Source organism: Agrococcus sp. UYP33, from assembly GCF_054060915.1.
Genome location: NZ_JBSSDR010000001.1, coordinates 1353257 through 1370181 on the forward strand (window position 1 = coordinate 1353257; position 16925 = coordinate 1370181).

The 16925-nt window shown below is 69.9% G+C and carries 19 protein-coding genes and 1 tRNA gene; 14 read left to right on the forward strand and 6 right to left on the reverse strand.

What is annotated here, in order from left to right; genetic code table 11:
- Positions 1 to 15 precede the first annotated feature (15 nt).
- Positions 16 to 1332, reverse strand: a complete 1317-nt coding sequence (locus ACVWW9_RS06670; protein ID WP_456514885.1) for a uracil-xanthine permease family protein — start codon at positions 1330 to 1332, stop codon at positions 16 to 18.
- Positions 1333 to 1530: 198 nt separating this feature from the next.
- On the opposite strand from ACVWW9_RS06670, the gene ACVWW9_RS06675 reads away from it, so the two are divergent.
- Positions 1531 to 2031 carry a VanZ family protein gene (locus ACVWW9_RS06675; RefSeq protein ID WP_456514886.1) on the forward strand — a complete coding sequence of 167 codons (501 nt, stop codon included), beginning with the start codon at positions 1531 to 1533 and terminating at the stop codon, positions 2029 to 2031.
- 12 nt (positions 2032 to 2043) lie between these two features.
- Here the strand turns inward: ACVWW9_RS06675 and ACVWW9_RS06680 are convergent, their stop codons facing one another.
- The gene (locus tag ACVWW9_RS06680; protein ID WP_456514887.1) at positions 2044 to 2535 is read right to left on the reverse strand and encodes an SRPBCC family protein; all 492 of its coding nucleotides are present in this window, start codon (positions 2533 to 2535) and stop codon (positions 2044 to 2046) included.
- 9 nt (positions 2536 to 2544) lie between these two features.
- On the opposite strand from ACVWW9_RS06680, the gene ACVWW9_RS06685 reads away from it, so the two are divergent.
- Complete coding sequence (locus ACVWW9_RS06685) at positions 2545 to 4845, forward strand: ATP-binding cassette domain-containing protein (RefSeq protein ID WP_456514888.1); 2301 nt, start codon at positions 2545 to 2547, stop codon at positions 4843 to 4845.
- A gap of 5 nt (positions 4846 to 4850) precedes the next feature.
- Here the strand turns inward: ACVWW9_RS06685 and ACVWW9_RS06690 are convergent, their stop codons facing one another.
- Entirely contained in the window at positions 4851 to 5732 is an 882-nt protein-coding gene (locus ACVWW9_RS06690; protein WP_456514889.1) for an alpha/beta fold hydrolase, read from the reverse strand.
- A gap of 76 nt (positions 5733 to 5808) precedes the next feature.
- Between ACVWW9_RS06690 and ACVWW9_RS06695 the strand changes: the two genes are divergently transcribed.
- The 11 genes from ACVWW9_RS06695 (at position 5809) to ACVWW9_RS06745 (ending at position 14991) form a co-directional block, all read left to right on the forward strand.
- The gene (locus ACVWW9_RS06695) at positions 5809 to 6351 is read left to right on the forward strand and encodes a TetR/AcrR family transcriptional regulator (RefSeq protein WP_456514890.1); all 543 of its coding nucleotides are present in this window, start codon (positions 5809 to 5811) and stop codon (positions 6349 to 6351) included.
- 62 nt (positions 6352 to 6413) lie between these two features.
- Positions 6414 to 7295 carry an alpha/beta hydrolase gene (locus ACVWW9_RS06700; RefSeq protein WP_354256798.1) on the forward strand — a complete coding sequence of 294 codons (882 nt, stop codon included), beginning with the start codon at positions 6414 to 6416 and terminating at the stop codon, positions 7293 to 7295.
- 109 nt (positions 7296 to 7404) lie between these two features.
- Positions 7405 to 8454 (forward strand): lipoate--protein ligase family protein, encoded by a 1050-nt coding sequence (locus tag ACVWW9_RS06705; RefSeq protein WP_456514891.1) that lies wholly within the window; start codon positions 7405 to 7407, stop codon positions 8452 to 8454.
- Between the two features lie 61 nt (positions 8455 to 8515).
- Positions 8516 to 9373, forward strand: a complete 858-nt coding sequence (locus ACVWW9_RS06710) for a TerC family protein (RefSeq protein WP_456514892.1) — start codon at positions 8516 to 8518, stop codon at positions 9371 to 9373.
- Between the two features lie 39 nt (positions 9374 to 9412).
- Complete coding sequence (locus tag ACVWW9_RS06715) at positions 9413 to 9727, forward strand: GNAT family N-acetyltransferase (protein ID WP_456514893.1); 315 nt, start codon at positions 9413 to 9415, stop codon at positions 9725 to 9727.
- Positions 9728 to 9856: 129 nt separating this feature from the next.
- The gene (gene msrA / locus ACVWW9_RS06720) at positions 9857 to 10408 is read left to right on the forward strand and encodes a peptide-methionine (S)-S-oxide reductase MsrA (RefSeq protein ID WP_456514894.1); all 552 of its coding nucleotides are present in this window, start codon (positions 9857 to 9859) and stop codon (positions 10406 to 10408) included.
- Between the two features lie 81 nt (positions 10409 to 10489).
- On the forward strand, positions 10490 to 11068 hold the full coding sequence (locus ACVWW9_RS06725; protein WP_456514895.1) for a hypothetical protein: 579 nt from the start codon (positions 10490 to 10492) through the stop codon (positions 11066 to 11068).
- A gap of 82 nt (positions 11069 to 11150) precedes the next feature.
- Positions 11151 to 11224 (forward strand) — tRNA-Gly (locus ACVWW9_RS06730).
- Between the two features lie 356 nt (positions 11225 to 11580).
- Positions 11581 to 13092 carry an AAA family ATPase gene (locus ACVWW9_RS06735; RefSeq protein ID WP_456514896.1) on the forward strand — a complete coding sequence of 504 codons (1512 nt, stop codon included), beginning with the start codon at positions 11581 to 11583 and terminating at the stop codon, positions 13090 to 13092.
- Between the two features lies 1 nt (position 13093).
- Positions 13094 to 13990, forward strand: a complete 897-nt coding sequence (locus ACVWW9_RS06740) for an HNH endonuclease (RefSeq protein WP_456514897.1) — start codon at positions 13094 to 13096, stop codon at positions 13988 to 13990.
- A gap of 224 nt (positions 13991 to 14214) precedes the next feature.
- Complete coding sequence (locus ACVWW9_RS06745) at positions 14215 to 14991, forward strand: LmeA family phospholipid-binding protein (protein ID WP_456514898.1); 777 nt, start codon at positions 14215 to 14217, stop codon at positions 14989 to 14991.
- Positions 14992 to 15006: 15 nt separating this feature from the next.
- On the opposite strand, the gene ACVWW9_RS06750 is transcribed toward ACVWW9_RS06745, so the two are convergent.
- Both ACVWW9_RS06750 and ACVWW9_RS06755 read right to left on the reverse strand, forming a co-directional pair.
- The gene (locus tag ACVWW9_RS06750) at positions 15007 to 15369 is read right to left on the reverse strand and encodes a VOC family protein (protein ID WP_456514899.1); all 363 of its coding nucleotides are present in this window, start codon (positions 15367 to 15369) and stop codon (positions 15007 to 15009) included.
- Between the two features lie 7 nt (positions 15370 to 15376).
- Positions 15377 to 15718 carry a YciI family protein gene (locus ACVWW9_RS06755; protein ID WP_354256775.1) on the reverse strand — a complete coding sequence of 114 codons (342 nt, stop codon included), beginning with the start codon at positions 15716 to 15718 and terminating at the stop codon, positions 15377 to 15379.
- A gap of 59 nt (positions 15719 to 15777) precedes the next feature.
- Between ACVWW9_RS06755 and ACVWW9_RS06760 the strand changes: the two genes are divergently transcribed.
- Positions 15778 to 16368 carry an antibiotic biosynthesis monooxygenase gene (locus ACVWW9_RS06760; protein WP_354256772.1) on the forward strand — a complete coding sequence of 197 codons (591 nt, stop codon included), beginning with the start codon at positions 15778 to 15780 and terminating at the stop codon, positions 16366 to 16368.
- Between the two features lie 41 nt (positions 16369 to 16409).
- On the opposite strand, the gene ACVWW9_RS06765 is transcribed toward ACVWW9_RS06760, so the two are convergent.
- Positions 16410 to 16907: a hypothetical protein gene (locus ACVWW9_RS06765; protein WP_456514900.1), complete on the reverse strand. Its 498-nt coding sequence runs from the start codon at positions 16905 to 16907 to the stop codon at positions 16410 to 16412.
- Between the last annotated feature and the right edge of the window lie 18 nt (positions 16908 to 16925).

Genomic DNA, 16925 nt, shown 5'->3' on the forward strand with positions numbered 1-16925 from the left:
TCCCGGCGACCCGGGTCAGCGCGACTCGCCCGCGGGCGCGGTGGCGGGCGGCGCGTGGTCGTCCCGGGCGTCCGACCGCGGTCCGCGGAGCCGCTCGAGCGCATCCATGAGGTGGTAGATCACGAGCGTCGCGACGGTGCCGAGCACGATGCCCTCGAAGACGAGCTGCCCCGCGGTGAGCGTGTAGTTCGCGATCGCGACGATGAGGCCGACGCCGGCGGCGAACTGGTTGCGCGGGATCGAGAAGTCGACGCGGTTCTCGATCCAGATGCGCACGCCGATGATGCCGATGAGGCCGTACAGCGCGGTCGTGACGCCGCCGAGCACGCCGGCGGGCACGGCGAAGATGATCGCGCCGACCTTGGGGGAGAGGCCGAGCACGATCGCGGTGATCGCGGCCACCCAGTAGGCGGCGGTCGAGAACACGCGCGTGGCGCTCATCACGCCGATGTTCTCGCCGTAGGTCGTGGTGGCCGAGCCGCCGAAGAGTCCCGCGAGCACCGTCGCGCCGCCGTCGGCCATGAGCGCGCGGCCGGCGAGCGGGTCGAGGTCGCGGTCGATGAGCTGGCCGACGCCCTTGACGTGCCCGAGGTTCTCGGCGATGAGCGGCAGCACGACGGGCACGAAGAGCAGCAGCGAGGGGATGAGTGCGGGGTCGAGCGTGGGCGTCTGGAACTGCGGCAGCCCGATCCAGGCCGCCTCCTCGACGCCCGTCCAGTCGACGTTGTTCGTCACGCCCGCGACCGCGTAGCCGACGCCGACGCCGACCAGGATCGCGAGGCGCCCCACGAGTCCGCGGAACAGCACGGCGGTGAGGATGATCGCGCCGAGCGTGACGACGGACAGCAGCGGGTCCTTCAGGAAGTTGTCCCTGGCTGCCGGCGCGAGGTTGAAGCCGATGAGGGCGACGATCGTGCCCGAGACGACGGGCGGCATGAGCGCGGCGATCCAGCGCGTGCCCGCGAGGTGCACGATGAGGCCGACGACCGCGAGCAGCGCGCCCACGAGCACGATGCCGGCGAGCGCGAAGCCCTGGCCGCCGATCGTCGTCGCCGCGCCGATGGGCGCGAGGAACGCGAACGACGAGCCGAGGTAGCTCGGCAGCCGGTTGCCCGTCACGAGGAGGAAGAGGATCGTGCCGATGCCGGAGAAGAGCAGCGTCGTCGACGGCGGGAACCCGGTGATGATCGGCACGAGGAAGGTGGCGCCGAACATCGCGACGACGTGCTGCATGCCGAGGCCGATCGTGCGGGCCCAGCTGAGGCGCTCCTCCGGGAGCACGAGCTCGGATGCGTGCAGTCGCGTGTCGTCGCGGCGGCTCCAGGTGAACATGCGGCTCCTCGGTCGTTCCAGCTGGGGATGGCGGCCGGCCGCCTCCGGGATCGTACTCGCCGCCCGGCCGCGAGCCGCGCCCAGCCACGATCGCGCCCGGCCACGCCCGCGCCCCGCCTCGACCCCGCCGTGCGACGGACAGCCGGGTCATCCGCTCGGCGGACGCGCGGTGTGGTCGCCCGGGCGTAGCGTCTCGATGTGCTCTCCACCTTGCTCGCGGCGTATCCGTGGCTGGCGTTCGCGCTCCTCGCCGCCTCGGTCGTCGTCGGCCCGCCGCTCGGCTGGTGGCTCGCGACGCGGCCGCGCGCGGCGTGGGCGCTCGCCGCGCTCGCCGCGGTGGCGGTGCTCGTCACGACGCTGTACCCGACGGGCAGGGAGGTCGAGCTCGTCTGCGTGCTCGGCCGCGACGGCACGCTGGCAGGCCCTGAGCCGCTTGCGAACGTGGCGCTCTTCGTGCCGATCGGACTGCTCGTCGGCATCGCGAGCCGCAGGCCGGCGCTCGGCGCGCTCGCCGGGGCGGTGCTCACCGTGGCGATCGAGCTCGTGCAAGCACTCGTACCCGCGCTCGGCCGCTCGTGCGCCGTGGACGACGCGATCGCGAACGCCGTCGGGGCGGCGCTCGGCGCCGTGCTCGCCGCCGTGGTGCTGCTCGTCGCGCGCCGGCGCTCTCCGAAGGAGGACGCGGCAGCGCTGCGCTAGTCGCGGATCCGGCTAGGCGCCGAGGTCCGCCCTGGCCGAGGCGAGCACGACGTCGTCGTCGCACGCCGCCGAGAACGCCGCGATGCGTGCACGGATCTCGCGGCCCAGCAGCCACTGGCCGATGGGCTCGGCGACCGGCCGCAGCCACGCCGGCCGCACCGTGTAGGTGTACTTCCAGCTCGCCGCGGTGCCCGGGGCGCCGTCGCGGTCCTCCGGCGCGAAGCGCCATCCGGCACCGAACCGCTCGAAGAACCACGGCCCCTGCAGCATCGTCATGCCCACCGAGGTCGGCGGGCGGTACGACGCGTACTCGCTCACCATCCCGAGCCCGAGCCGTGTGCGCGTCACCGTGCGCACGCCCTTCGCCGGGCGATCGGCATCGACGAGCCGCTGGTGGCGGATGAACGGGTCCCAGCGCAGCCGCACCTCGCCCTGCGTCTGCGACACGGCGAAGGCGAGCGCCGGTTCGACGGGGACCCATGAGCGGACGACGACCTGCGGCACGGAGCCAGGATGGCAGGCGCGGCTGTGGGCGCCTCGCGCTACCGTCATCCCGTGGCAGAGCACATCAGCGTGCGGGGCGCGCGCGAGAACAACCTCCGGGGCGTCGACGTCGACATCCCGAAGCGGCAGCTGAGCGTCTTCACGGGCGTCTCCGGCTCCGGCAAGTCGAGCCTCGTGTTCGGCACCATCGCCGCGGAGTCGCGGCGCCTCATCGACGAGACCTACGACGCGTTCGTGCAGGGCTTCATGCCGCCCGCGCCGCAGCCCGAGGTCGACAGCCTCGAGGGGCTCACCGCCGCCATCCTCGTCGGGCAGGACCAGATGGGCGCGAACTCGCGCTCCACCGTCGGCACGGCGACGGATGCGTACACGATGCTCCGCATCCTCTGGTCGCGGGTGGGCGAGCCGAGGCTCGAGTCGTCGGTGATGTTCTCGTTCAACGACCCGCGCGGCATGTGCATGGCGTGCGAGGGACTCGGCCGGGTCTCGACGATCGACGTCGACGTGATCGTCGACCGCTCGAAGAGCCTCAACGACGGCGCGATCGACTTCCCGAACTACACCGTGGGCACCTGGTACTGGAAGATCTACGCCGACTCCGGCCTGCTCGACCCCGACAAGCGCGTCGCCGACTACACCGCCGACGAGCTGCACCTCTTCCTGCACGGCGAGGAGCAGAAGGTCAACTTCGCCGGCTTCAACATGACGTACGAGGGCCTCATCCCGAAGCTGCGCAAGTCGGTGTTCGTGAAGGACGTCGACTCGATGAAGCCGACGCTCCGCGCCGTCGTCGAGCGCGCCGCGACCTTCGAGGACTGCCCCGAGTGCGGCGGCTCCCGCCTCAACGCCGCTGCGCGCGAGGTGCGGGTGCAGGGCATCACGATCGCCGAGGCGACCTCGATGCAGCTCACCGACCTCGCGCCGTTCATCGCGGCGATCCCGCCCACCGCGGGCGGTGCGGCGACCGCCCCGCTGCGCGCCAAGCTCGTCGACCTGCTCGAGACCTTCGACGCGATCGGCCTCGGCTACCTCTCGCTCGACCGGCCGGCCGGCTCGCTCTCGGGCGGCGAGGCGCAGCGCACGAAGATGGTGCGCCACATGGGCTCCGCGCTCACCGACGTCACGTACGTCTTCGACGAGCCCACCGCCGGGCTCCACCCGCACGACGTCGAGCGCATGAACGGACTGCTCAGCCGCCTGCGCGACAAGGGCAACACGGTGCTCGTCGTCGAGCACAAGCCCGAGGTGATGGCGATCGCCGACCGCGTCGTCGACATGGGGCCGGGCGCCGGCGTGCACGGCGGCACCGTCGTCTTCGAGGGCACCTTCGACGAGCTGCGCGCCTCCGGCACCCGCACCGGCCAGCACCTCGAGCACCGGCAGCAGCTGAAGGAGACGGTGCGGACGCCCGCCGGGCGCATCGAGATCCGCGACGCCCGCGAGCACAACCTGCAGGGCGTCGACGTGGATGTGCCCACCGGCGTGCTCGTCGCGATCACCGGCGTCGCGGGCTCCGGCAAGTCGTCGCTCATCCACGGCTCGCTGCCGCGCGACGGCGCGACCTTCGTCGACCAGACGATGATCAAGGGCTCGCGGCGATCCAACCCGGCCACCTACACGGGCATCCTCGAGCCCATCCGCAAGGCGTTCGCCGCCGCGAACGGCGTGAAGCCGGCGCTCTTCAGCGCCAACTCCGAGGGCGCGTGCCCGGAGTGCAAGGGCCTCGGCGTCATCTACTCCGACCTCGCGTTCATGGCAGGTGTCACGACGCCGTGCGAGCTGTGCGGCGGCCGCCGGTTCACGGCGGAGGTGCTCGAGTACCACCTGCGCGGCAAGTCGATCGGCGACGTGCTCGACATGTCGGTCGAGGAGGCGCAGCAGTTCTTCACCGAGAAGCAGGTGCAGCCGATGCTCGGCCGGCTCGTCGACGTGGGGCTCGGCTACATCCGGCTCGGCCAGACGCTCACGACGCTGTCCGGTGGCGAGCGGCAGCGGCTGAAGCTCGCGATCGAGATGGGCACGAACGCCGAGGTGATCGTGCTCGACGAGCCCACGACCGGGCTGCACATGGCCGACGTCGACAACCTGATCGGCCTGCTCGACCGCATCGTCGACGCCGGCCGCACGGTGATCGTCATCGAGCACAACCTCGACGTGGTCTCGCGCGCCGACTGGCTGATCGACCTCGGGCCGGGTGCCGGCGCGCAGGGCGGCTCGATCGTCTACGAGGGCACGCCCGCGGCGCTCGCGGCGACGCCCGGCGACTCGCTGACCGGCCACCACCTCGCGAAGCGCCTCGCCAAGGCCTGAGCGGCTCAGCGGCCGGTGAGCTCGCGGACCGCGGCCGCGACGGCATCGGGGCGGTCGTTCGCGATGTAGTGGCCGGCGCCCTCCGCGGTCGACGTCCGCAGGTCGTCGGCCGTGCCGCGCCAGGGACCCATGCCCGCCTCGCGGATGACGGGGTCGTCGCCCGCGAGCACGATCCTCGTCGCCACGCCCAGGTGCCGACCGTCGTAGGGCCCGCGCGCGAGCGCAGCCATGCCCGGGAGGACCAGCCGCCGATAGATCGACGACAGCGCCCGCGCGCGCTCCGGCGGTCGCCAGGCGGCGAGGAACGACTGCCGCTCCGCCTCGTCGAAGGTGGGCCGGGACCCGTCGAGCATCGACCGCACGACGCGCTGCCGCCCGCCGCGCGCGACGCGCTCGCCGAGGCCCGGCATCGCGAGCACCGGCTGGAACCACACGCGCCAGAGCTGCGCGGCCATCGCGGCGGTCGGGCGGAACCACGGATGCGGCGCGCCGAGCGCGACGAGGGCGTCCAGGCGCTCGGAGTGATCGAACGCGATCCGCCACCCCATGAAGGCGCTGTAGTCGTGGGTCACGAGCGTCGCGCGCTCGAGATCGAGCGCGTCGAGGATCGCGAGCACGTCGCGGGTCTGGGTGTCGAGGTCGTAGCCGGAGGCGGGTGCGGAGGTCCACCCGCATCCGCGCAGGTCCGGCGCGATCACCCGGTGGTCGGCGGCGAGCAGCGGCAGCACCCGGCGCCACTCGAACCAGTGCTGCGGCGAGCCGTGCAGCAGCACGACGGGCGGCCCCTCGCCCGCCTCCGCGACGTGCACGTCGAGGTCGCCGGCCCGGATCCGGCGATGGGCGACGCCTGCCACCTCCGGCATGGGCGCTTGCATCGATGCCTGCATGGCGGCAACGTACTACGATCGTAGTGATGTGGCGAGAGGCGAGTTCAGGGGCGGCTCCGGCCGTAGGGTGGCGCACGTGAGCAGCACTCGCGAGCGCGTCGTGCAGGCGGCGATCGCGCTGCTGGGCACCGAGGGTGCCCGCGCGCTCACGCACCGCCGGGTCGACCAGGCGGCGGGCCTCTCCGAGGGCTCGACCTCGAACCACTTCCGCACCCGCGCGGCGCTGCTGGAGGGCGCGGTCGAGGCCATCACCGCGGCGGAGATGCCGGAGGTGCGGGATGCCATGCGCCCGCAGGGCCCGGCCGAGCTGGTCGAGACGCTCGCCGGCCTCGTCGAGCTCGTCACCGGTCCGGAGCGGGTGACCACGACTGCGCGCCACGTGCTCTTCCTCGAGGCGGCGCACGACGACCAGCTGCGCGCGCGGCTCGCGACCGCGCGCGAGGGCTACGTCCTCGTCACGCGCGAGGCGCTCGGCGAGCTCGGCGCGGCCGAGCCGGCGGTGGCCGCCGAAGCGCTCATGGCGCTCTGCGAGGGGCTGATCCTGCACCGCATCGCGCGCCACGACGCATCCGACCCGCGGCCGGCGATCGCGGTCGCGGTCCGGGGCGCGCTCGGCTGACCTGAGCGGATGCTGACGGCGGTCTCGGCTGGCGTCCGCACGCCTCGACGTAGACTCCCGACGTGCCCCAGTTCACCGCGCTGCGTGAGGAGTCGACGTTCGTCGACCTCCAGGGCGTGACGATCCACACCTACCGCTGGAAGCCGGGCAAGCCCGTCGGCGTCGTGCTCATCGTGCACGGGCTCGGCGAGCACGCGCTCCGCTACGAGCACGTCGCGCAGCGGCTCGTGCAGGCCGGCTACGCCGTCTGGGCGCTCGACCAGCGCGGCCACGGCGCGACCGGCATCGAGCAGCACGGCGGCGACACCACCCAGCTCGGCCGGCTCGGCCCGGGTGGCATGCGAGCGGTGGTCGGCGACCTCGTGAACGTGCTGAAGCGCATCCGCGCGGAGCACCCGGGGCTGCCCGTCGGGATCATCGGGCACTCGTGGGGCTCGCTCGTGACGCAGATGCTGCTGAGCACCCGCGCGGAGCTCGTCGACGCGGCCGTGCTCAGCGGCACCGCATACTCGATGCCCGGCTGGGTGAAGGCGGGCGACCTCAACGCCCGCCACGTGCACCTGGGCGACAGCGGCTTCGAGTGGCTCTCGCGCGACCAGGCGGTGATCGACGCCTTCGTCGCCGACCCGCTGACCTTCGCCGCGACGCCGGCCAAGTCCTTCGGCATCATCGAGGGCCTGCGCCTCTACCAGGTGCCGAGCAAGCGCATCCCGCCCGAGCTGCCGCTGCTCATCGCCGGCGGCTCGGACGACTCGATGGCCGGCCCGAAGTCGCTGCGACGGCTGGGGGAGGCCTACGCCCGGCGCGGGGTGACCGACGTCACGGTCAAGATCTACCCGGGCGCGCGGCACGAGATCTTCAACGAGATCAATAAGGCGAAGGTGCTCGACGACCTCGTCGCCTGGCTCGACGCGAAGCTCGCACCGAGCGGACGACCCGAGTAGCGCCGGCCCCGGAGCCGGCGGCGTGGACCCGCTTCCGGATGCTGGACCCGAGATCCCGGGTCCACCATCCGCGATCGGGTCCGGCAGGCACACCGCCTAGGCTGGAGGCATGCACGGCGAGTACAAGGTCCCCGGCGGCAAGCTCGTGGTGGTCGACCTCGAGGAGCAGGACGGCCGCATCGCCGGCTTCCGGCTCGCGGGCGACTTCTTCCTCGAGCCGGACGAGGCGCTCGGCGCGATCGACGCGTCGGTGAACGGCCTCGCCGTCACCGCATCCGCCGCCGAGATCGGCGAGGCGATCAAGGCGGGCCTGCCCGCCGACGCGGTGCTGCTCGGCTTCACGCCCGAGTCGGTGGGCGTCGCGATCCGCCGCGCGCTGCAGCACGCGAGCTCGTTCAGCGACTACGAGTGGACGATCATCGACGACGAGCCCCGGCTGCCGATCGTGCACACCGCGCTCGACGAGGTGCTCACCGAGGCGGTCGCGAAGGGCACGCGGGGTCCGACCCTGCGCTTCTGGAACCTCTCCGGCCCCGCGGTCTACCTCGGCTCCTTCCAGTCGTACAAGAACGAGGTTGAGCCCGAGGCGGCCGAGCGGCACGGCATCCCGGTGCTCCGGCGCATCACCGGGGGTGGCGCGATGTTCTCGGAGCCCGACAACGCCATCACCTACTCGCTCTACGTGCCCGGCGACCTCGTGCAGGGCATGAGCTTCCAGGACTCCTACGCGTTCCTCGACGCGTGGGTCATCGAGGCGCTCAAGGGCCTCGGCATCGACGCCTTCTACGCACCGCTCAACGACATCACCTCGGCGAAGGGCAAGATCGGCGGCGCCGCGCAGAAGCGGCTCGCGGGCGGCGCCGTGCTGCACCACGCGACGATGTCGTACGACATCGACGCCGGCAAGATGACCGAGGTGCTGCGGATCGGCAAGGAGAAGCTCTCCGACAAGGGCACGACGAGCGCGAAGAAGCGCGTCGACCCGCTGCGCTCGCAGACCGGCATGGAGAAGGCCGAGGTGCAGGACGCGCTGAAGGCGACCTTCCGCAGGCTCTACGGCGGCACCGACGGCGAGCTCTCCGCCGCCGAGCTCGCGGAGGCAGATGAGCGCATCCGCACGAAGTTCAGCACGAAGGAGTGGCTGCACCGCGTGCCGTGAGGCGCGCCGGGCAACCTTCCGAGCATCCCGTCACCTTCGCGTATTTATCCTTGTCGGTGACATGGACTTCTCCCTGGAATTCACGCCCGATCTCATCGCCGTCTTCCTGACGCTCTTCGTGCTCGAGATCGTGCTCGGCGTCGACAACGTCATCTTCATCTCGATCCTCGCCTCGAAGCTGCCGCCGGAGCAGCAGGCGAAGGCTCGCAACCTCGGCCTGACGCTGGCGATGCTCATGCGCATCCTGCTGGTGCTGCTCGCCGCCTGGATCATCACCCTCAACGACGACCTCTTCACGCTCTGGGGCATGGGCTTCTCGGGCCGCGAGCTGATCCTCATCGCGGGCGGCGGATTCCTGCTCTACAAGGCCGTGCACGAGATCCACCTGAAGCTCGAGGGTGCGGAGGAGCATGCCGCCTCCGTCGTGAAGGCGACCTTCAGCGCCGTGCTCGCGCAGATCCTGCTCATGGACCTGGTCTTCTCGCTCGACTCCGTCATCACCGCGGTCGGCATGACGAGCAACATGATCGTGATCATCACCGCCGTGCTGCTCTCGTTCGGCATCCTGCTGTTCTCCGCCAAGTTCATCTTCGAGTTCGTGAACCGTCACCCGACGGTGAAGATGCTTGCGCTGTCATTCCTGTTGCTCATCGGCGTCTTCCTCATCGCCGACGGCTTCGGCATCCACATCGACAAGGCCCTCATCTACGGTCCGATGGCCTTCGCGGTGCTCGTCGAGGGGCTCAACCTCCTCGCGGCTTCGCGTCGCAGGAAGCGCGCAGGCAAGGACGTCGAGCCGGTGCACCTGCACGACACGATGAGCCCCGAGTCCGCGATCGCCGGTGCGGCGACGGGCCAGCCCGGTGCAGTCGACGCCAGCCCGATCGCTCCCGGCGAGGCCCGCGGCGACCGCTCCTGAGCCTTGTCCCATCGGAGCCGAACGGCTTGGATGGGAGCCATGACGGAGCAGTCCACGCACGTGGTCGTCGGCGACGACACCGACCGCTCGCGCTACGAGGCGCACATCGGCGATCACCTCGCGGGCGTGCTCGCCTACTCGGACGACGAGGAGACCGGCGAGCGCACGCTCCGGCACACGGTCGTCGGCGAGGCGTTCGGCGGGCACGGGGTCGCCAGCGCGCTCGCGTCGTTCGCGATGCAGTGCGCGCGGGATGCCCCGCACACGATCGTGCCGCAGTGCACGTTCGTGCAGGGCTGGCTCGTGAAGCACCCCGAGCACCACGACCTCGTCGCGCACGAGTACCGCCGCTGACGCCCCGCGGGTCGACCTGCACATCGATCGCCCCATCCGGGACCAGATCCGGTCCCGAACACGTTGCAGACAAGTGGGGTCGGCGATCACGACGCCGGAGCGCCCGCAATCATCACGAAGGAGCAGCAGATGACCGACACAGGCACGATCACGCAGAACCCGGGCACCGAGACCGCCGTGCTCGCGGGCGGATGCTTCTGGGGCATGGAGGATTTGATCCGCGCTCGCGCCGGCGTCGTCGCCACGCGAGTCGGCTACACCGGGGGCAGCAATGCGAACGCGACCTATCGCAACCACCCCGGGCACGCCGAGGCGATCGAGATCGTCTTCGACCCCGCGCGCACGAGCTACCGCGAGATCCTCCAGCTCTTCTTCCAGATCCACGACCCCTCGACGCTGAACCGCCAGGGCAACGACGTCGGCACGAGCTACCGCTCCGCGATCTTCCCGCTGTCGGCAGAGCAGGAGCGCGTGGCGCTCGACACGATCGCCGACGTCGACGCATCCGGACTCTGGCCCGGACCGGTCGTGACGACGATCGAGGCAGCCGGGCCGTTCTGGGAGGCAGAGCCCGAGCACCAGGACTACCTCGAGCGCATCCCCAACGGCTACACCTGCCACTTCGCCCGCCCCGGCTGGGTGCTGCCGCGGCGCGAGGTCACGACCGAGCAGTCGGCGTAGCGCGCGGCCACGGCGTGGCGGCGGCGGTTCCCGCCGCGGCCCGCTCAGCCGTCGGCGCCCTGGCGCCGATAGCGTCTGCTCGTGACCGATCCGCACTCGCAGCCACCCGCGCGCATGCCCGACGAGGCTCGTCCTCGGTTCGCGCCGCAGGGCTTCCAGCCGCAGCAGGGCTTCGCCTCACAGTCGCAGCAGGGATTCGCGTCGCAGCATGGCTACGCGGGCGGGCCGCTCGCGCCCCTGCCGACGACGGGCGTGCGCCACTGGGCGTGGCAGCTGCTCTGCTGGGTGCCGATCCCGCTCGTGCCGCTGTTGGTCGTGCCGGCCGTGCTGCTGGGGCTGCGCGGCGGCGCCGTGCGCAACGGCGGCGTCGACGAGGCGAACTCGCGAGCGGCGCTCAACTGGTCGCTCACGTGGATGACCGCGGTGGTGGTGACGGTCGTGCTGCACGTCGTGCTGCTCTTCGCGCTCACGAGCGGCGGCAGCATCTCGGGCTCGTCGCCGCAGGGGGTCGTGCTCGCCATCACCGGGAGCCTGCTCGGCATCGCCTACATCGGTGGCGCCATCATGACCCTCATCAACGTCATTCGCGGGTGGGTGGCGGCCGCACGCGGCGAGGCGGCTCGGCCCCTGCTCGCCGTCCGGTTCTGGCGGGCGCCCTGACCCGTCACGAGCGCGCGAGGCACGCCCCGGGGCACGGCCCGACCGTCGTGGCGTAGGATGGGCTCGCCGCTTCGGCGGCCACGCGGATGTAGTTCAATGGCAGAACTTCAGCTTCCCAAGCTGATAGCGCGGGTTCGATTCCCGTCATCCGCTCCACGGACGCCTCCAGGTCCTGCGACGATAGTGGAGCGGTTGCTTCTGTTCTGCAATCACCACCGCGCGAAGCCCGCCGCCGCGCCTCGACGCAGCCGAGCCAGAACTTGTTGCCTGAAGTGGTGGCCGGTCTCGCGCAACGAGGTGGCGGTCGTTGTTCGGCTTGAGCCGTCCGCTTCGCCTGCCGTGCTGCGCCCGGACGAATCGAGCCGCGCGGCGTTCCGGTTTGATGTTGTGTGAGGGCAGGTGAGTCGACCGGTCGTTGTGTGAGTCAACGGACGCTTCAGCCGACACGCCGCCTGCAAGGTTACCTCGAGTGGCGCGGCGCGATTGAGGGGTGGAACTGACATCATCACACTATGAAGCCTCGATTTCGAGTCATCGCTTTCGGTCAATGGCCAGATCAAGACAAGGACGTCTTCACGCTGGTGAGAGACCGCTGGGATGACTTCACTTTCAAGACCACATTCGAGATGCAGTACCGAGACCGGGCAGGCGAGGTGCATCAATTAGGGACAGTCAAAATAGCCCAGTTCGGTATGGGTGCGGAACATGCCTCCACAAAGCTGCCAGACAAGTTCTCAGGCTTGGCATCGGACTTCTTCTCGCTGGGTCAAGATCGAGAGTACTACGAGAGGCTTCGCGGCCTGCCTGATGGTCTGAGTAGCAAGGTGCTTGCGGCTCTCCGAGATATGGCCCTCGACCTGGAGCTTTTCGATCGGGCCCTCCAGGAGACCGTCACCGTGAAGTCGTTGATACGCAATGTCGACCCCACCGTCGTAAGGGCTCAGTTCCACTGGATCGCACGAGGAGAGGCGCCACGCACCGACTTCCGCTTCACGTACACCGGGCCGACTAGCGGTCGGGGGTTGCCTGCGTCTTTGAGCTTCGAGGTCACGGTCGATTCCATCCCTCCTACTAACGTTCATGTCATAATCGGAGCCAACGGCGTGGGGAAGAGCACACTAATGCGAAACTTCGCGGAGAGTTTGCGGAGCGATGCCGATCCCCTGAAGTCCGGGTCTTTCGTGTCCCTCGAAGCGTTTGCCAACCGAAATCGTCGCGTTCCGTTCGACAATGTCGTTACTGTGACATTCTCGGCCTTCGACACCTTCCCTGGGTATCTCAACGATCCAGATGGCTCAACTGGTGACCTCCCTCACCATGTGGTGGGGCTAGAGGGAGCGCCATCGGCAGGGCTTGACGACCGATTGGCGATCCAGTTCTCGGCATCGCTGCGAGCGTGCGTCCGATCTCCACGACGGGAGCGTTGGCTGGACGCGCTCGCCATCCTGACCGAAGCCGATCCGGTGTTGGCCGCGCTGAACGTAGAGGATCTCATCACTCGCGATCTTCTCCCGGACGGCGTTGAAGGAGCATCGGAGTTCTTCGACGAATTGAGTTCCGGACACAAGATCGTCCTGCTCACGATCACCTCGCTGATCCGCTACGTTGAAGAACGAACGCTTCTCCTCTTGGATGAACCCGAGACCCATCTGCACCCCCCGTTGTTGTCGGCGCTAGTGCGAGCGGTCACGCAGCTGTCCATCGACCGCAATGGCGTCGCCATTCTTGCAACTCACTCGCCCGTGGTGCTTCAAGAGGTGCCACGCCGATGCGTGACGGTTCTGAGCAGGAGCGGAGAGATCGTGTCTACATCGCCACCCCGGATCGAGACATTCGCGGAAACAATATCGGTGCTCACCTCCGAAGTGTTCGGACTCGACGTCAGAGAGACCGGCTTCCACGACATCCTAAGTCGTGCCGCGCGGGCTCCAGTCGACGGAGTGACCAAGTATGAACTCGGCGCGGAAGGTCGTGCTGTCCTCCGGGCGCTCAACGACCAAATCGAGAAAGACGACGAGTTCTGATATGGAGTTCTTGGGCGTGCCCCGGATCACTTCAGTCGAGGTTTTCGACGCCATCGTGCTGAGCTTGAATGACGATGCTCTTGCTCGACGGCTCACGAGTGAACGCCCCGCAATTTTGGTCCAATGCGGGGCATACTCGGCTCACGCACGCGCGGGCGCACTCGCGTCGATGAAACCTTCTGGGTACGCACCGAAGCACGTCACGGTCGGTGAACTCGAGGAGCTTTTTCGGCGCCTGAAAAAGAACAAGACACCACGGCGTTTGTACGACGAACTCATCTCGCGAGCTGCGCTAAATCGGTGTCCATATTGCAGCGACCGCGCTCCGAGCACGCTGGATCACTACCTCTCCTTGAAGAAGTTTAGCGCGCTCACCGTGCTAGCGTTGAATCTTGTACCGGCGTGCCCCGAGTGCAACTCAAAGAAGGGCGCGTTCGAACAATCAAATGCTGGATTCCGAGGAGCGACGCTGCATCCGTACTACGATAATGTGAGCCGGACGCGTTGGCTTCGCGCAGTGATAGTCGAAGTGGATGGCGGTCCGGTGGCACGCTTCTATGTAGACGGGGCAGGCATAGCAACTCCGCCACTGCGCGCCCGAGCCGCGAGTCATCTGCGTGCGTTGGAGCTGCGCACGCATTTCAAAGTCAAGGCTGCTCAGGAAATAGCTGGCCTGGACGATCGGATGCCTCGTCTCCTGCTAGAAAGGGGCGAAAGCGCGGTCGTGAAGGAACTGCGCGAGCAAGCGGAGCAGCGCTCATCGAATCGAGTGAACTCGTGGGAGCGTGCCCTCTACGAAGCCCTCTCCAACGACCGTTGGTATCTGGCCAGATACCTGCCCGACCTCGCCTCGCGAACTCCTGGAGGCGAAGATCCGCGACGGCCAATCGCGCTGTAGCGGGGCGGCAACGATACGGTCGAGCGCAGCGACGCTGTAGCGCGTATGGCCGGTACTAGGGGAACAGTGAGCTCCACCGCTGCCCCGCGCAGTCGAAGGTCCCACTTCAACAGGCGCCGCTGCGCTTACGTCCCCAATCGGACCCGCGGCCCACATGGGCTCTAGTCTCGTAAAGTGATCGCCGGTAGCTTCGACCAGATTCGTGTGCGCGAAAGAGCATGCGGGTGAACGCCGTGGCCGACCCGCCCCGTGGTCGCGGCCCGGCCCGCGGCTGGCTCGTCCTAGGCCTCGTCGTCCTGGTCGTCGTGGCGGTGCTCGCGGTCGTCGCCGAGCTGGTCGCCCGGCAGGTGGTGCCCGCGACCGTCCGCTCGACCGTCGTCGAGCAGCTGCAGCTGCCGGCGGAGCAGCAGGTCGACGTGCAGGTCGACGGCATCCTCGTGCCGCAGCTCATCGCGGGCACGCTCGCCGACGTGCGCATCGCCTCCGACGACGTCACGGTCGGCGAGTTCAGCGGCGACGTCACCGCGCAGCTCCGGGGCGTCCCGATCCGCGCCGATCGAGCCGCGGCCGGCGGCACGGCCGAGGTGCGGATGAGCACCGAGCAGCTGCGCTCGCTGCTCTCGACGATCGACGGCTTCCCGGCCGAGAGCATCGAGCTCGCGGCGCCGAACGTGACGGCCTCGACGGAGATCCAGGTGCTCGGCGCCACCATCCCGCTCGGCCTCGTGCTCGCACCGGGCGCCGCCGACGGCGACCTCGTGCTCTCGCCGGTCGAGGGCACCGTCGCGGAGGCGACCGTGACCGCCGACCAGCTGCGGGGGCAGTTCGGCGGCCTCCTCGAGCCGCTGCTGCAGGACCGCAGCGTCTGCATCGCGTCGTCGCTGCCGGCAGCGCTGACCCTGCAGTCGATCGAGGTGGTCGACGACGAGCTCGTCACCGGCTTCGACATCGACGGCGGCATCATCCACGACCCGGCGCTGCAGGCGAACGGCAGCTGCTGACCGCGGGGCTCGCGCTCAGGGCGCGAAGCCCGGCGGCGCCTCGGCGAGCGACAGGCTGTTGCCGTCCTGATCGATGATCGTCACGTGGTGCACGCCGTTGGCGTAGCGCTCCGCGTGCTCCGGCCGGATGCCGGCCTCGGCCATCCGCTCGAGCATCGCGTCGAGGCCGCGCACCGCGAACGTGATCGTGCACGCGCCCGCGCGCTCCGGCCGCTCGTCGACCACGAGGTAGGCGTCCGAGCCGACGCGCCACAGCGCCTCCTCGCCTACCACCTCGTCGGCGGGGCGCCCGAAGAACGCCTCGTACCAGCGCAGTCCCGCCGCCCGGTCGCGCACGCACGCGACGGACAGCAGCTCTTCGAACAGCTCTCCGGGCATCGGCGGCTCAGCTCATCGGGTCGTACCCGAACTGGCGCAGCTCCTGCGGGCAGCGGCACGCCTTCGCGATCTTCGCCGCCCACGTCACCGCCTCCTCCCGCGTCGGGATCTCGAGCACGGTGTAGCCGCCCTCGATCTGCCGCGTCTGCGGGTAGGTGCCCTCGGTGACGGTGCCGTCGTGGGCCACCATCACGGGCGGCACCGACTCGTCGATGCCGCCGCCGAAGACGTAGACGCCGGCGTCCTTCGCCTCCTGGATCACGGCGTGCGACTCGTCGACGACGGTCTGGAAGTCCTCCTCGGCGAACTGCATCTCGCCGCTCGGGAAGGAGATCAGGTACTTGGTCATGCCGCCACGCTAGGGCGCTCGACATGCGGACGAAACCCCGGATCTGCCACCGTGGATGCATGCAGGAGCCCCGCCCCATCACCGTCGCCATCGAGCGCACCGTCGACTCCACCCTCGACCGCTACGCCCAGGCGTGGGTGCGGCACGGCGTCGACCTCGCGACGTACTTCCCGGGCTTCCTCGGCGCCGGCTGGGTGCGCGAGTCGCGCGGCAGCAAGCGCTGGCACATGCTCTACCGCTTCGAGGACGCCGAGACGCTCGAGGCGTGGGAGCGCAGCCCCGAGCGGCAGCAGTGGATCGCCTCGGGCGCGGGCTTCGCGAGCGAGGCGCGCGTCGAGCGCCGCACGGGCATCGAGGGATGGTTCGACGCACCGCAGGGCGTCGTCGTCGACGGCGACCGGGTCGAGATCCGGCCCTCCGCATCCGCCCCGCCGGTGTGGAAGCAGATGATCGTCGTCTGGCTCGCGTTCTTCCCCATGAACGTGCTCGTCACGTTCCTGCTCGGGCTCATCCCGGGCTTCAACGAGCTGCTGCTGCCGCTGCGGCTCGTCATCTCGACGGTGATCCTCACGCCGGTGATGGTCGGGATCATCCTGCCGTTCATCACCCGGCTCGCGGCCGGATGGCTGCACCGCGGCGACCGCCGCTGACCCCGCGCACCCGCGCACGAGCCCGGGCCCGGCCGGCCGGACTAGGTCGGCACGGTGAGCGGCTGCAGCACGCCGAGCTGCAGCCACAGCATCGGCGCGACGATCGACAGGGTCGCCGTGAGCAGCAGCGTCAGCACGACGACGACGTACTGCACGCGCCGGCGCCCGTGCGAGATGCGGCGGAACCCCCACGCGATCGGGATGCCGACGAGCGAGACCATCAGCGCGATCGTGGGCGCGACCCAGTGCGGCGTGCACGCGAGCACCGCGAGCCCGGCGACGCCGGCCGCGATCGGCCACATCCGCGGCTCTCGCGCGCCCTCGTCCGCCGCGGCGGGCGGCTGCTCCCACGGCAGCGCGGGCACCGGCACGCCGGGTGCGTCCACCGGCTCGCGGGTCGGTCGCGTCCCGCGCGTCCAGTGCGACGCCGCCGAGTGCGGCGCCTGCTCGGGTGAGGCCCCGTCGCGGCCCGACGGCGCGCGCGCGTCGTCGGCCGCGGGCCGAGCCCAGCGCCGTGCGTCGTCGTCGTGCCGATCCACGCCTCCATCGTGGCAGGG